Raw genomic sequence first — 13,513 nt, forward strand, 5'->3', positions numbered from 1 at the left:
TGAACTTGAAATTATGGCGGATAACAACGATGTGCTCAAATCAACACAGGTAGTTATTGAAGAAGCCCTATTGAAGCTTGGCTATAAAGAGGATATGATTGAACTCTTGAAGGAACCGATGCGTATCTTGAGCGTCAGGATACCCGTCAAGATGGATGACGGGAAGACGAAGGTGTTTACCGGTTACCGGGCTCAGCATAACGATGCGGTTGGTCCAACAAAAGGCGGAGTCCGCTTTCATCCGGCCGTAACGGAGAACGAAGTAAAGGCTTTATCCATCTGGATGAGCCTGAAATGCGGAATCGCCGATCTGCCTTATGGCGGAGGTAAAGGCGGAGTTATCTGCGATCCTAGAAAAATGTCTTTCGGGGAGCTGGAACGGCTCAGCCGCGGATACGTCCGCGCCGTGAGCCAGATTGTGGGTCCGACGAAAGACATCCCGGCTCCCGATGTCATGACGAATTCGCAAATTATGGCATGGATGCTGGATGAATACAGCCGGATTAGGGAATTCGACTCACCCGGTTTCATTACCGGGAAACCAATCGTGCTCGGCGGCTCCAGAGGACGGGAGACGGCTACGGCACGCGGCGTTGTCATTATGATTCATGAGGCGCTTGCCCTTAAAGGCATAGAGCTGAATAAGGCAAGAATTGTCATTCAAGGCTTCGGCAATGCCGGAAGTTACCTTGCCAAATTCATGCATGAGGCCGGTGCGCGCGTAATTGGTATATCCGATGTGAACGGAGCGTTGTATAATGAAGATGGATTAGATATTCCTTACTTGCTCGACCGTAGAGATTCCTTCGGCAATGTAACGAATCTATTCCCCCAGACGATATCCAACACCGATCTGCTCGAGCTGGAATGCGATGTGCTTGTACCTGCTGCCATCGAGAATCAGATTACCGAGGATAATGCTCCGCGTATCAAGGCGACCATTGTCGTAGAAGCGGCTAACGGCCCTACGACACTCGAAGCGACTAGGATTTTAACCGAACGAGGCATTCTTCTTGTTCCGGATGTTCTGGCAAGCGCCGGAGGGGTTATCGTTTCTTATTTCGAATGGGTCCAGAATAATCAGGGCTTTTACTGGGATGAACAAGAAGTGGATGACCGGCTGCGCGTCATGATGATCCGCGGCTTTAACCAAGTATATGAGATTCATAAATCAAGAAACGTGAACATGCGGCTTGCCGCCTATATGGCAGGCGTACGCAAAATGGCAGAGGCGGTGCGTTATCGCGGCTGGGTGTAACCGGCGGCTGCGCAGCCGCCGGATGCCTGGGAGGTGAAACATCGAATTGCTATTGTTTTCTGTGCTGACTGCCGCGGTGGCTCCGGGTATATCGCTGCTTACGTATTTGTATCTGAAGGACCGTTATGACGCAGAGCCGATTCATATGGTCGTTCGCATGTTTCTGCTCGGCGTCCTCATTGTCGTGCCGATTGTAGTCATCCAGCGAGGGCTGCAGCTTTGGTTCGGCGACCATCAGCCCATGCTGTTCTCTTTTGTGGAGTCGGCGGGCATTGAGGAATTTCTGAAATGGTTCGTGCTCTACCATATGATTTACAACCACACGGAGTTCGACGAGCCGTATGACGGGATTGTCTACGCCGCTTCGATCTCGCTTGGCTTTGCAACGCTGGAAAATGTATTGTACGCGATTTACTCGCCGGCCACGTTCGGAACCTTGCTCATGCGCGCGCTGCTGCCCGTCTCCGGGCATGCGCTGTTTGGCGTCATGATGGGTTATTACGTCGGCAAGGCGAAGTTCGCTACTTCATCCAAGCGCAATATTTACTTGACGATTTCGTTAGGTCTTCCGCTGCTGCTGCACGGTACGTACGACTACATCATGATTTCGTTCAAAACCAACTGGATTTACGTCATCATTCCGTTTATGGTAGCCTTGTGGGTATGGGGCCTCCGTAAAATGAACCGTGCCAATTCGCGCTCGCCGTTCCGCTTCATCAGCCGCGAAGATGAGGTTAAATTGTAAGCCTTTCGTCTATAATGACTAGTAATAATTGTTAATTGACGGAGGCAAGGAATGGAACCGAGAGTTAAGGTAACGATCCGGTGCAACGTATGCGGCGAGAAGTTTGTGCTTCGCGGCAAACGGGAAAAAGGAATGATCGACACCGGCTTCAAGCAATGTATTTGCAACAATACAAACGACCTCGATATCGAGGAACACAGCATTTGACACAGATGCATAAAGCTCCCTTCCGCAAACCAAACTAACGCTAGGTTTTGCAGAAGAAAGGAGCTTTTTTGTTATGTACAAACGTCTAAGCGCGGTGTTGTTCCCCATCATGACGCTTTTCTTAATCGGCTCAGTGTATTGGGGCTATCAAGAGCACCAAGAGAAAAACTCGATTCTCATAAAGGCCGAAAACCAATACCAGCGTGCTTTCCATGATCTCACCTATCATGTCGAGCAGCTGCATCAGCAGCTCGGCAACACGCTGGCGGTCAACTCCACCTCCCAAAGCTACCATCGCAAAGGGCTAGTTAACGTGTGGCGTCTGACAAGCCAAGCACAGAACGAAATTAACCAGCTACCTTTGACAATGCTGCCTTTCAACGAAGCGGAAGACTTCTTGTCGCATATTTCCAATTTTGCCTACAAAACTTCCGTGAGGGATTTGACCAAGCAACCTTTGTCCCAAGACGAATTCAAGACGCTGAAAACCTTGTATGCCAAATCGGAGGATATCTCCAAGGATTTGTATAAAATGCAGGAGAAGGTGCTGAGCGACCATCTGCGCTGGATGGATGTCGAGGTAGCTCTCGCAAAGCAGAACTCGCCAAATGACAATACCATTATCGACGGGTTCAAAACGGTAGACAAAAAGGTAAGCGAGTACCCTGAAATCAACTGGGGTCCTTCGGTCGCAAGCATGTACCAGAAGCGTACCATCAATATGCTTAGCGGCAGCATGGTTACGGCGGAGGACGTGAAAAATCGCGTAACAGAATTCCTCGGCACGAAGCCTGCGGACATCCGCGTGGTCGAGAATGGCAAAGGCACGGAGTATTCTTCGTACTCCGCTACGGTAACAGAGCCGAAGTCGGGCCGAAAGCTGCAGATGGATTTTACGCAAAGAGGCGGCAAGCTCATCTGGTTTATGGATTCCCGGGATATTGGCGAGAAAAAGCTAGGTCAGAGAGAGGCCCAAGCTTCTGCTGAGCAGTTTTTGAATGACCATGGGTTTAAAGGCATGAAGGCGGTCAGCTACAACATGTTTGATAATACGGGCGCCTTTACCTTTGTCAGCACGCAGAACGGCGTTCTTATCTATCCAGAGAAGCTCACCGTCAAGGTTGCGCTGGATAATGGAGAAGCGGTGGGTCTTCAGGCGAATGACTACGTGTACGAGCAGCATAAGCGCAGCATTCCGGCAGCCAAGCTGTCCAAAGCCGAAGCCCGCAAAGCGCTTAATCCCGAATTCAAGGTAGCAAATGACCAGATGGCCCTGATCATGAACGAATTGGGCGAAGAAACCTTGTGTTACGAATTTACGGGCGGCATTAACGGCAGCGATTACCGGATTTACATCAATGCGGAGAGCGGTGTCGAAGAAGCGATAGAAGAGCTGTCACCGCTCGACAAACGGACAAGTTCCGGCAAATAACGATATGGCTCCCCTCAAATTGACGTGTTATAATAAACACCAATATGGGAGGGGAGCCAATTGTTGCCTAGAGTAAACCAAATGTTGTTTTTCGAGATCGCGTCTGCTGATGAAGAAGAGGCAGCTGTAGAATACAAAGCGAGAATTGCGGATGAGCTGGAAGACGGTTTACTTATCGAGAATCCGCTTAATATCACATCGGGTCGGATGAAACGGCTTTATTTGGGGGACGAGCTGTCGGTTTATTACGTATCCGATGAGGGTATAAAGCATTATTTCGACTCGCATGTCATTGGCTTCCGGGACGATGTCGTTAAGCTCATCAAGATCCGCAAGCCGGATCCCGAACGGATTACAAAGATCCAACGCCGGCATTTCCTTCGCGTGTCCGCTGATCTTGAGATCGCCGTAAACCTGTCGGGCAATGTCCGCTTCGTTACGGTTACCGACGATGTAGGCGGCGGAGGGATTTCCTTCCTGTGCGACGGGAAATGGCCGATTACATCCGGCATGGAAATGGACTGCTGGCTATTGATTCCCTATAAGAACGGTACGCTTGAGCATGCCTCCTTCAAGGCGGAGGTTGTAAGGGTAGTTGATCTCGCCACGGGACGCAAGCAGGTTATGAGCAAATTTATTGCCATCAGCGACAGCGAACGGCAAAAAATAATCAGATTCTGCTTCGAAAGACAGCTGGAATTCCGGGGAAGATAACGCTGCATAAAGTAGACGCCGGCTACGCATCCTATTCGGAAAAGACAGGAAAAGGATGGAAGCGGCGATGCGGATTGCAGAGGACGAAGAAGAGTTGAAAAAGCAAATGGATGCCGTGTCGAAACGGCTGGTCCGATTTGCTTTTATACTTATAATCGGCGTGGTGTTAACGCAAATTTTGCTCAAAAATGACATGGTTCGACATTGGGTGACAGCCGTCGAGCATTGGGAAGGCGAAGCTTACCGTTAGCTTGCTAAGCCCTAAGGAACAGCGTTTTCGGGCAATTGCCGTTTTTGCATCTGCGTATATTGTGTGGTATAATTTTCACGATCGCAGGCGGTGCCTGCTTTTTTCTTGAAATTCTAAGTTTTTCTTGGAATTTGCCGGAAATGATACATATTCCCGGTTATTATCAAATGGGCTGCGGCCTATTTGGTCCGGCCAAGCCGTTTAATGCCTGAGAAGCAGAAGCCCGCATCAGCATTCGGCCAGCCGTTTGATTAAGCTTAGGCTATCGATGCAAGAATCAACACGAACAGCCTGAACCGGGCTGCCAGTGTGTTAATTCTTTTGAGGAGGTAGAATGTTGGTGATGCAGCAAGACGGTGACAGCGACCGGATCAACATTGCGATAGACGGTCCTGCCGGTGCAGGAAAGAGTACGGTCGCACGCAAGGTTGCCGAACAGCTAGACTACATCTATATCGATACGGGAGCGATGTATCGGGCTGTTACACTTAGTGCCCAGAGGGCGGGAATTGAGCCTCGGGACAATGAAAGACTGGCTAAGCACGCAAGGACGCTGGATATCAAGCTGGCGCCGGGCGAGAAAGGTCAAGCCGTCTTTTTGAATAGCGAGAATATAACGGATCTGATCCGTTCCAGGGAAGTCACGCTTGCCGTCTCGCATATCGCGGCAAATGAAACAGTTAGAGAATTGCTTAGCAAGCTTCAGCGGCAATTGGCAGAGCGCAAAGGCGTTGTCATGGACGGCCGGGATATCGGCTCGCATGTGCTGCCGAACGCTGAATTGAAAATTTTCCTCACCGCATCCGTACAAGAACGCGCACAGCGTCGCTACAAAGAGATTGCGGGAACGCAGTCAATTACCTTGGAGCAGCTTGAACGGGAAATTGCGGAACGCGACCGCCTGGATGAGCAACGCGAGATTTCACCGCTTATTTGCGCGAAGGACGCAATCGTTCTGGACAGTACGTCGATGTCAATCGATGAAGTTGCGGCTTCCATTGTGAAATTAAGCCGAACCAAATTGGCGGAGGCGAAGTAAACTAATGTTATACGGCATTTTTAAAGCAGTGTTTAATGTCCTTTACGGATTATTGTTCCGCCTTGAAGTCCGGGGATTGGAGAATATTCCGAAGGAAGGATCCGTGATCCTGTGTTCCAACCATATCAGCCTGCTTGATCCTCCTGCTGTCGGCATCAGGGTGCCGCGCAAGGTTCACTATATGGCCAAAGCCGAGTTGTTCAAAATCCCGGTATTCGGACCTTTGATTCGGGCATGGGGCGCGTTTCCCGTAAAACGGGGCGTCGGCAAGGATGCGATCCGCTCCGCGCTTAACCTTCTTGGCGAAGGAAAAGTGATGGGGATATTCCCGGAGGGCACGCGTAACAGCGACGGCGCAGCGGCAAAGAAGGGCGCAGCGATGATTGCTTACCGCAGCGGAGCAGCAATTATTCCCGTAGCGGTAGTAGGCCATTATAAGCTTTTCCGTAAAATGAGAGTTTTCTACGGCAAACCGGTTGATATTTCTGCTATCATAAATGAATCCTCGCCGGATAAGCTGGACCTTATTACGGATGCCATTATGTCTCGCATTTATGAGATGATTGAGAAGAACAAATAAAAGGTGTTTTAAATACTGCTTTTCATCGTGAAAGCGGATTTAAATAAAGTTGGGGTATGAATTGAGGAGGTTATTTCCATGTCAGAAGAAATCAATGTTCAAGACCAAGCAGCAATGGACAACTTTGTGTCCTTGAAAAAAGGCGATACTGTAAAAGGTACAATCATCAAAATCGATGATAACCAAGCTTATGTAAGCCTTGGATATAAATATGACGGCGTCATTCCGGTTCGCGAGCTTTCCGCGGTGCAGCTGGATAACGCAAACGATGCCGTTCAAGTTGGCCAAGAGGTTGAACTTAAAGTCGTCAGCATCGACGACGAGAAAGAAAAGCTGGTTTTGTCGAAGCGTCTGATCGACGGTGAGAAGGCTTGGGATGTTCTGCAAAGCCGTTTCGAAAGCGGAGAAGTATTCGAAGTAGCGGTTGCTGACGTTGTAAAAGGCGGCCTCGTGGCTGACGTTGGCGTACGCGGCTTCATTCCTGCTTCCATGGTAGAGCGTCATTTCGTTGAAGATTTCAGCGATTACAAAGGCCGCACGCTCCGCGTTAAAGTGAAAGAAATCGACCGCGAGAACAACAAAGTGATCCTGTCTGCAAAAGACGTGCTGGACGCTGAGTTCGAGCAAAACAAACAACAAGTCATTGCTGGCCTGCAAGTTGGCGCGCAATTGGAAGGCACTGTGCAACGCCTGACGCCGTTTGGCGCTTTCGTGGATATCGGCGGCATCGACGGTCTGGTTCACGTATCCGAGCTGTCCTGGCAGCATGTTGCTCATCCGAAGGATGTTGTATCCGAAGGCCAAAAGGTTACCGTTAAAGTACTTAAAGTTGATCCAGCGGCAGGCAAAATCAGCCTGAGCATCAAAGCTGCTCAACCGGGTCCTTGGGAATCCGCTTCCGGCCAATTCAACGTTGGCGACATCGTAACGGGTACGGTTCGCCGCCTTGTTACTTTCGGCGCATTCGTTGAAATCGCTCCGGGCGTTGAAGGCCTTGTGCACATCTCGCAAATCGCTCACCGTCACATCGCAACTCCTTTCGAAGTTCTGAAAGAGGGCCAAGAAGTGCAAGCGAAAGTGCTTGATTTCAACCCAGCTGAAAAACGCGTAAGCCTGAGCATCAAAGAAACGGAAGAAGCTCCAGAGCAGCCGGCTGCTTCTGAGCAAGCTCCTAAAGCAGGCAGACCTCAACGCGAGCGTACTCCTCAGGTTAAGCCGGAAGATCTGGGCAATAACCCGAATGTCAGCTTGAACAGCTCCAGCATGAGCTACTCGCTGGCAGAGCGTTTCGGCGATAAGCTGAGCAAATTGAAATAATTTAATATCGATGTAATTAGAGAGGCTGTTCCTGATGATGTGTTAATCAGGAACAGCCTCTTTTTCTATTCCGGAATTGTCAAATACGGGAATAGCACCTTTTATTTGGAGCATAATAGGTCAACGAGAGGTGATTCTGCGAGTGAATGCCGGATATATTTCAATCTGGATAATGCTAATGGCTTTTATTTTACTATCAACGGGCTGGTCGGATTTTGTCGGATTAACGATTAAGCATAAAAGATGGGTCTTTGTCGCACTTGCCGCGTGTGCGGCGCTTCAGCCGATACAAGAAACCTTCCGGCTTGGACCCGTGCAGCTTCATGTTTTTGCGGGTACGATCCTGCTTATGCTGATCAGCCTGCTAGCGATGCGCGGGCCGCTTGTATGGGATTCGCGCGGCTATCTTCTTATCTGCGCCTTGCTGGCCGGGATGATCTGGGGGAGCGTAAGGAAGATGTACAGCGTTGATCCCGTGTTCTTCTGGCTTGATCCGATGCTTGACGGTCCCGTTGTTGCCGGCGTGCTGGCAGCGGCTTTCTCTTCGAAGGGGCAGCATCAATTAACCGTCCTGCTGTATGCCGGCGCTGCAGCAGAGCTTGTTCATGCCTTGCTGCAGCGCGGGGTTTACGAGGCGTCCGTCGGTTCGCTGCAGTGGTGGGACAGCATCTGGATTGCCTTTGTCGCTGCGCGCCTGATCAGCTTGCTGTTTATGCTCGTGCGCGCCGGCGTTACACGATTTATAGCCATACCCTGGCGCAATAAAGGAGGAAGCTCACCCGAATGAATGCTTATCTTGTTGAGCACAAAATGTTGTTAGGCGTATTGCTCGGAATTGTATTCGGCATTGTATCACGGCTTCTTATGCTGACTACGGATTACAGGCAGTATCCGACTTATCCTCACGGGCGGATTATCCATATCTCCCTTGGCGTGATTGCCGCTGCGCTCGGCGCGGTTGCCGTTCCCGCCCTTTACAATAAGGACTATACGGCGATTACCTTCTTGTCGCTTGCCGCCCAGCAATTCCGCGATGTGAGAAAGATGGAAAGAGAGACCTTGACCAAAATCGACGAACTGGAGCTTGTCAGCCGAGGCTCCACGTACATTGAAGGCATTGCCATGGTGTTCGAGGGACGGAACTATCTTGTTATTATGACGGCATTGGTAACAAGCTTGTTCTCAATCATCTGGAACATCTATTTAGGCTTTGTCGGCGGGATCCTATCCTTGCTCTTTGTCCGATTTCTGAAATCGGGCAAAACGATATCCCACATTTGCCGCACGGAGGGGGCGGAGGTTCGAGTTGACGGTCCGGATCTGTTCGTTGGCGACATCTATATCATGAACGTGGGCCTGCAGTCGAATCAGGAGATCATCAAAGAGCGGGGAATGGGCTTTATTCTGACTCCCTATAATCCGAATGGAAAAGTAACGATTGGCAATTTGGGCCAAAGACAGGCAATCCTGTACGATCTGTCCACGATTCTTGGCGTATACCGGGATGACGGAGAGCCGGCGCTTATTCCGATGGCCAAGCTGGATATGAAGGACGGACGTCTTGCCGTATTTTTCCTGCCGCAGGAGAGAGATATGTCCAAAGCGCTCCAGATTATCAACAAGGTGCCGATCCTGGAGTCCGCCGTCCGCATGCCTACGGAAGCTTCGGTTAATAAGGAGGCTCCAAACAATGGCTAAGATCATCGCGGTTGTAACCACTCAGCACGAGAAGGTTGGGGGAGGCGCGCCTATTTTCATTGAACCGGATGAGAAAGCGATGCAGCAGACCGCCTTCCTGCTCGAAAAAATATTGGATGCCAGCGCGCACGATTTGAAAAACGGCACGATTGTCATTGTAAACCATCATTAAAAGATGAAAAGTTCGCCAAGAACGTTGTTTTTTGCTATGATGATAGTCGTGAGTATTTCTGAAGGAGTGAGCATTGACCTATGGCAAGACCCGTTATTGCAATAGTTGGTCGCCCGAATGTGGGCAAATCCACCATTTTTAACCGGGTGGTTGGCGATCGGCTGGCAATCGTTGAAGATAAACCGGGCGTAACCCGGGACCGTCTTTATAGCCCAGGAGAATGGAATGGTAAAGCATTCAGCATCGTTGATACAGGCGGTATTGAAATCGATGGCGAAGATGAAATTATGAAATCCGTCCGCATGCAAGCGGAGCTTGCTATTGAGGAAGCGGACGTCATTATCTTTATGTGCGACGCGAAAGCAGGCGTTACGCATGCGGATGACGAAGTGGCGCAAATGCTGTTCCGTTCCCATAAGCCGGTCGTTCTCGCTGTAAACAAAGTGGACAACCTGAACCGGATGGACGAAATTTACGAATTTTACGGCTTGGGCTTCGGTACTCCGATTGCGGTATCCGGCTCGCATGGCCTCGGAATCGGCGACATGCTGGATGCGGCGATTGAGAAGCTTCCCGAGCTTGAGGATGACGGCTATGACGACGATGTTATCCGCGTAGCCTTGATCGGCCGCCCGAACGTCGGCAAATCGTCGCTTGTTAACGCGCTGCTTGGGGAAGAGCGTGTTATCGTCAGCAACGTTGCCGGAACTACCCGCGACGCGATCGATACGCCGTTCGAGCGCGACGGCCAGAAGTACGTGCTGATCGACACGGCCGGCATGCGCAAGCGCGGCAAGGTTTACGAGTCTACGGAGAAATACAGCGTAATGCGCGCGTTAAAAGCAATCGAGCGTGCCGATGTTGTGCTCGTTCTGATTAATGGCGAGGAAGGCATCATCGAGCAGGATAAGCATATCGCCGGTTATGCGCATGAAGCGGGCAAGGCTTCGATCTTTGTCGTGAACAAATGGGATGTTGTCGAGAAGGATGACAAGACCATGCAGGAATTCACGCAAAATATCCGCGACCACTTCCTGTTCATGACTTACGCGCCAATCGTCTTTTTGTCTGCGAAGACAAAACAGCGCTTGCACAAGCTGCTGCCAGTCGTAAATCATGTATCGGAACAGCATGCCATGCGTATTCAGACCCATCTGCTTAACGATGTCGTGTCTGACGCGGTTGCTTACAATCCGCCTCCGACGGATAAAGGCAAGCGTCTCAAAATCAATTACGTGACTCAAGTGGCGACCAAGCCGCCTACCATCGTTATCTTCGTTAACAATCCGGAGATGATGCACTTCTCGTACGAGCGGTATCTCGAGAACAAGATCCGCGCGGCATTTGATTTTGAAGGAACGCCTGTCCGTTTGTTCACAAGAAAGAAATCGGATGAAGATTAGGGGAGAAGAAGCTTGATATACGCTGTAATCGCGGTTGTTCTGAGTTATTTGCTCGGCTCGGTATCGTTTAGCATCGTAATCGCAAGACTGGTGAAGGGCATAGATATCCGGGAGCATGGGAGCGGCAATGCAGGCGCTACCAATACGATCCGGGTTCTTGGAAAAGGGCCGGGGCTGCTTTGCTTCGTGCTTGATTTTGGTAAGGGGATTGCCGCGGTATTTATCGGTCGCTGGCTCGGATTGGACGGCGTTGACTGGACGCCCGCAATATGCGGCCTTGCGGCGATAATGGGACATAACTGGCCGATTTATTTCAACTTCAAAGGCGGCAAAGGAATTGCGACCACGATTGGCGCAATTGCGGCGCTTGCCTTTGTACCGGCTCTGATCGCCGGAGTAGTTACGATTATCGTCATTGCCATCACCCGTTACGTATCGCTTGGATCGCTTATTTTCGCGGCTTTGACTCCCGTACTTATTTCGATTTTCTTCTATTCCGCGCCCGTATTAACAGTCAGTCTCATTCTATGCGTATTCGCGTTTGTACGGCATCGTACGAACATTGTTAAGCTGCTGCAAGGAACAGAGAACAAGCTTGGTGCTAAGAAAGGGTCGTGATCGGAAGGATGTCGCAAGTAAAGTCGGAACGTAAAGGGCGTGCGGCGGTATTGGTGGCAGGCAGCTGGGGAACCGCGCTTGCCGCCGTACTGGCCGGCAATGGTTACGATGTACAACTGTGGACACGGTCTGCCGAGCATGCGGACCAGATGAATGCCAGTCATAAGAACGAGAAGTATTTGCCTGGCGTTGATCTGCCGGCGTCGCTCCATGCGACAACGGACATGCAGGAAGCTCTCAGGGATGTGGAGCTGGCTTTATTTGTCGCCCCTTCATCGGCAATGCGGGCGGTTGCGAAGCAAGCCGCTCCTTATTTGGCGAAAGAGACTTTGGTCGTCCATGCGACAAAAGGCTTTGAAGCAGAAACGCTGAAACGGATGACTACCGTATTGTCGGAAGAGCTGGACCGTCCTGCCGACAAGATTGTCGTGTTGTCGGGCCCAAGCCATGCCGAGGAAGTGATTCGCAAGCAGCCTACAACGGTGGTGGTTGCTTCCGCGGACATGAAAGCGGCGGAGCAGGCGCAGGACGCTTTCATGAGTACATATTTCCGCGTCTACACGAACCCGGATGTGGTTGGCGTGGAAGTGGCGGGCGCGATCAAAAATATTATCGCACTTGGAGCAGGATTGTCAGACGGCCTTGGCTTTGGCGACAACGCGAAAGCGGCCTTGCTCACCCGGGGTCTTGCCGAGATCAGCCGTCTCGGAACGGCAATGGGCGCTAATCCGCTGACCTTTGCGGGTCTTGCGGGCGTTGGCGACCTGGTCGTAACCTGCACGAGTCAGCACAGCCGGAACTGGCGCGCAGGCTCCATGCTGGCGGACGGCACGCCGCTCGAGGAAGTGCTGGAGCGGATGGGCATGGTCGTGGAAGGCGTAAGAACGACCCGGGCAGCTAACGAGCTTGCGAAGCAGTATGATGTACAAATGCCCATTACGGCAGAGTTGTACAGCGTACTGTTTGCGAACAATTCTCCAAAGTCCGCGGTCGAGAATTTGATGGGCCGCTTAAAGACGCACGAAATTGAACAGTTAGGCTAAGACATGCGCCTATACCAAACATTTGCCCTCCTCATATGATGTTCCAAGGCTAACGCTTATGAGGTCTTCAGCGACATTGAAGGAGGGGAATGTAGTGGCAAAGGATCTTTCCAAAGATGTTCTTAATGCAATAAATAAAAAAACCGGAAAAAACATATCCGAGAATGCCGTAAAGAAACTGGCTAACGGTGTATCGGCTTCAACGATGCAGAACGAAGACGAGCTCCGGAAGCTGATTAAGAGTGTATCGGATATGGCGAAGGTTCCGGTATCGGACAAAACGATGAACGATATTGTTAAAGCCGTGAAAGCAAGCGGCATGAGTATAGGCGGTATCGAATCGTTGATCAAAATGATGATTAAGTAACGTAAGAGCCAAAAAATCTGCTTTCAACAAGCAGATTTTTTGGCTTTTTTTGTCCTTTTTTGAGCTTGATGTTATAATGAGTGTTGCATTTATTACCGTTTTCAACTAGGGAGTAGATTAGTTCATGGATCCAATGACGAAGATGTGGGTATCTTTAATCGGAATCGGACTTATGGCGATCGCCGCCGTAATCATTACGTTCGCCCGGTTAAAGACCAAAGGAATTATCAAGTTTACGTTATCCTTTGTTTCCTTTATTCTGCTTGTATTTGGTTTTCTATGCGGGCTGATTGCCATTGTCTAACAGAGAGGCCATACATATCGACAACGCGAAAGGAACCGTAACCGCATGATTGAACTGAAGGGGCGAACAAAAACGGCGGTGGTTGAGCCAGAACTCGGGGCGACGCTCCTAAAGCTCGCGCTGAAAGCAAAGGTAGATTGGTCATCCAACTGCACCCGCGGAACATGCGCGAGATGCCGTTGCTTGATTGAAGAAGGGGCCGAAGCCCTTGAAGGAATTACGGATGCCGAATGGGACCGGATGGAGCCGGAGGAGTTTGAAGACGGTTACCGGCTAGCCTGCCAAGCAGTCGTGAAGAACGGAGAGATCCCGGTAAAAGCCATAAACAAGCCATATTTCTAGCTAAAACGCTGGGGGAGGATGTGC

18 protein-coding genes are annotated in these 13,513 nt (G+C 50.6%); all 18 read left to right on the forward strand.

What is annotated here, in order from left to right:
- Positions 1-13 precede the first annotated feature (13 nt).
- A complete protein-coding gene (locus ACR9FF_RS11690; protein ID WP_127494224.1) occupies positions 14-1,258 on the forward strand; it encodes a Glu/Leu/Phe/Val family dehydrogenase in 1,245 nt (414 codons plus the stop codon).
- A 46-nt stretch (positions 1,259-1,304) separates the two neighbouring features.
- Entirely contained in the window at positions 1,305-2,003 is a 699-nt protein-coding gene (prsW, locus tag ACR9FF_RS11695; protein WP_127494222.1) for a glutamic-type intramembrane protease PrsW, read from the forward strand.
- A 51-nt stretch (positions 2,004-2,054) separates the two neighbouring features.
- Positions 2,055-2,210 carry a hypothetical protein gene (locus ACR9FF_RS11700; RefSeq protein WP_015843979.1) on the forward strand — a complete coding sequence of 52 codons (156 nt, stop codon included), beginning with the start codon at positions 2,055-2,057 and terminating at the stop codon, positions 2,208-2,210.
- A gap of 73 nt (positions 2,211-2,283) precedes the next feature.
- A complete protein-coding gene (gene ypeB / locus ACR9FF_RS11705; RefSeq protein ID WP_201003576.1) occupies positions 2,284-3,642 on the forward strand; it encodes a germination protein YpeB in 1,359 nt (452 codons plus the stop codon).
- Positions 3,643-3,702: 60 nt separating this feature from the next.
- Positions 3,703-4,356 (forward strand): flagellar brake protein, encoded by a 654-nt coding sequence (locus tag ACR9FF_RS11710; protein ID WP_127494218.1) that lies wholly within the window; start codon positions 3,703-3,705, stop codon positions 4,354-4,356.
- A gap of 67 nt (positions 4,357-4,423) precedes the next feature.
- Positions 4,424-4,606: a hypothetical protein gene (locus ACR9FF_RS11715; protein WP_435171187.1), complete on the forward strand. Its 183-nt coding sequence runs from the start codon at positions 4,424-4,426 to the stop codon at positions 4,604-4,606.
- A 334-nt stretch (positions 4,607-4,940) separates the two neighbouring features.
- Positions 4,941-5,645 (forward strand): (d)CMP kinase, encoded by a 705-nt coding sequence (cmk, locus tag ACR9FF_RS11720; RefSeq protein ID WP_174806546.1) that lies wholly within the window; start codon positions 4,941-4,943, stop codon positions 5,643-5,645.
- Between the two features lie 4 nt (positions 5,646-5,649).
- Entirely contained in the window at positions 5,650-6,225 is a 576-nt protein-coding gene (locus ACR9FF_RS11725) for a lysophospholipid acyltransferase family protein (protein WP_127494214.1), read from the forward strand.
- A 78-nt stretch (positions 6,226-6,303) separates the two neighbouring features.
- Complete coding sequence (gene rpsA / locus ACR9FF_RS11730; RefSeq protein ID WP_127494212.1) at positions 6,304-7,542, forward strand: 30S ribosomal protein S1; 1,239 nt, start codon at positions 6,304-6,306, stop codon at positions 7,540-7,542.
- Positions 7,543-7,720: 178 nt separating this feature from the next.
- Positions 7,721-8,329, forward strand: a complete 609-nt coding sequence (locus tag ACR9FF_RS11735; RefSeq protein WP_201003572.1) for a YphA family membrane protein — start codon at positions 7,721-7,723, stop codon at positions 8,327-8,329.
- On the forward strand, positions 8,326-9,240 hold the full coding sequence (locus tag ACR9FF_RS11740) for a YIEGIA family protein (protein ID WP_127494208.1): 915 nt from the start codon (positions 8,326-8,328) through the stop codon (positions 9,238-9,240). Before ACR9FF_RS11735 ends, ACR9FF_RS11740 begins: the two co-directional genes overlap by 4 nt.
- On the forward strand, positions 9,233-9,412 hold the full coding sequence (locus tag ACR9FF_RS11745; RefSeq protein ID WP_127494205.1) for a capping complex subunit for YIEGIA: 180 nt from the start codon (positions 9,233-9,235) through the stop codon (positions 9,410-9,412). Before ACR9FF_RS11740 ends, ACR9FF_RS11745 begins: the two co-directional genes overlap by 8 nt.
- A gap of 80 nt (positions 9,413-9,492) precedes the next feature.
- Entirely contained in the window at positions 9,493-10,815 is a 1,323-nt protein-coding gene (gene der, locus ACR9FF_RS11750) for a ribosome biogenesis GTPase Der (protein WP_127494203.1), read from the forward strand.
- 12 nt (positions 10,816-10,827) lie between these two features.
- The gene (gene plsY, locus ACR9FF_RS11755; protein ID WP_127494200.1) at positions 10,828-11,433 is read left to right on the forward strand and encodes a glycerol-3-phosphate 1-O-acyltransferase PlsY; all 606 of its coding nucleotides are present in this window, start codon (positions 10,828-10,830) and stop codon (positions 11,431-11,433) included.
- Between the two features lie 8 nt (positions 11,434-11,441).
- Complete coding sequence (locus tag ACR9FF_RS11760) at positions 11,442-12,476, forward strand: NAD(P)H-dependent glycerol-3-phosphate dehydrogenase (RefSeq protein ID WP_127494198.1); 1,035 nt, start codon at positions 11,442-11,444, stop codon at positions 12,474-12,476.
- A gap of 94 nt (positions 12,477-12,570) precedes the next feature.
- Positions 12,571-12,843, forward strand: a complete 273-nt coding sequence (locus ACR9FF_RS11765) for a stage VI sporulation protein F (RefSeq protein WP_174806545.1) — start codon at positions 12,571-12,573, stop codon at positions 12,841-12,843.
- A 124-nt stretch (positions 12,844-12,967) separates the two neighbouring features.
- Positions 12,968-13,147 carry a DUF2768 family protein gene (locus tag ACR9FF_RS11770; RefSeq protein ID WP_015843993.1) on the forward strand — a complete coding sequence of 60 codons (180 nt, stop codon included), beginning with the start codon at positions 12,968-12,970 and terminating at the stop codon, positions 13,145-13,147.
- A 45-nt stretch (positions 13,148-13,192) separates the two neighbouring features.
- Positions 13,193-13,489, forward strand: a complete 297-nt coding sequence (locus tag ACR9FF_RS11775) for a 2Fe-2S iron-sulfur cluster-binding protein (protein ID WP_127494194.1) — start codon at positions 13,193-13,195, stop codon at positions 13,487-13,489.
- Positions 13,490-13,513 lie beyond the last annotated feature (24 nt).

The organism is Paenibacillus glycanilyticus (assembly GCF_051200795.1).
GTDB classification, from domain to species: domain Bacteria; phylum Bacillota; class Bacilli; order Paenibacillales; family Paenibacillaceae; genus Pristimantibacillus; species Pristimantibacillus glycanilyticus.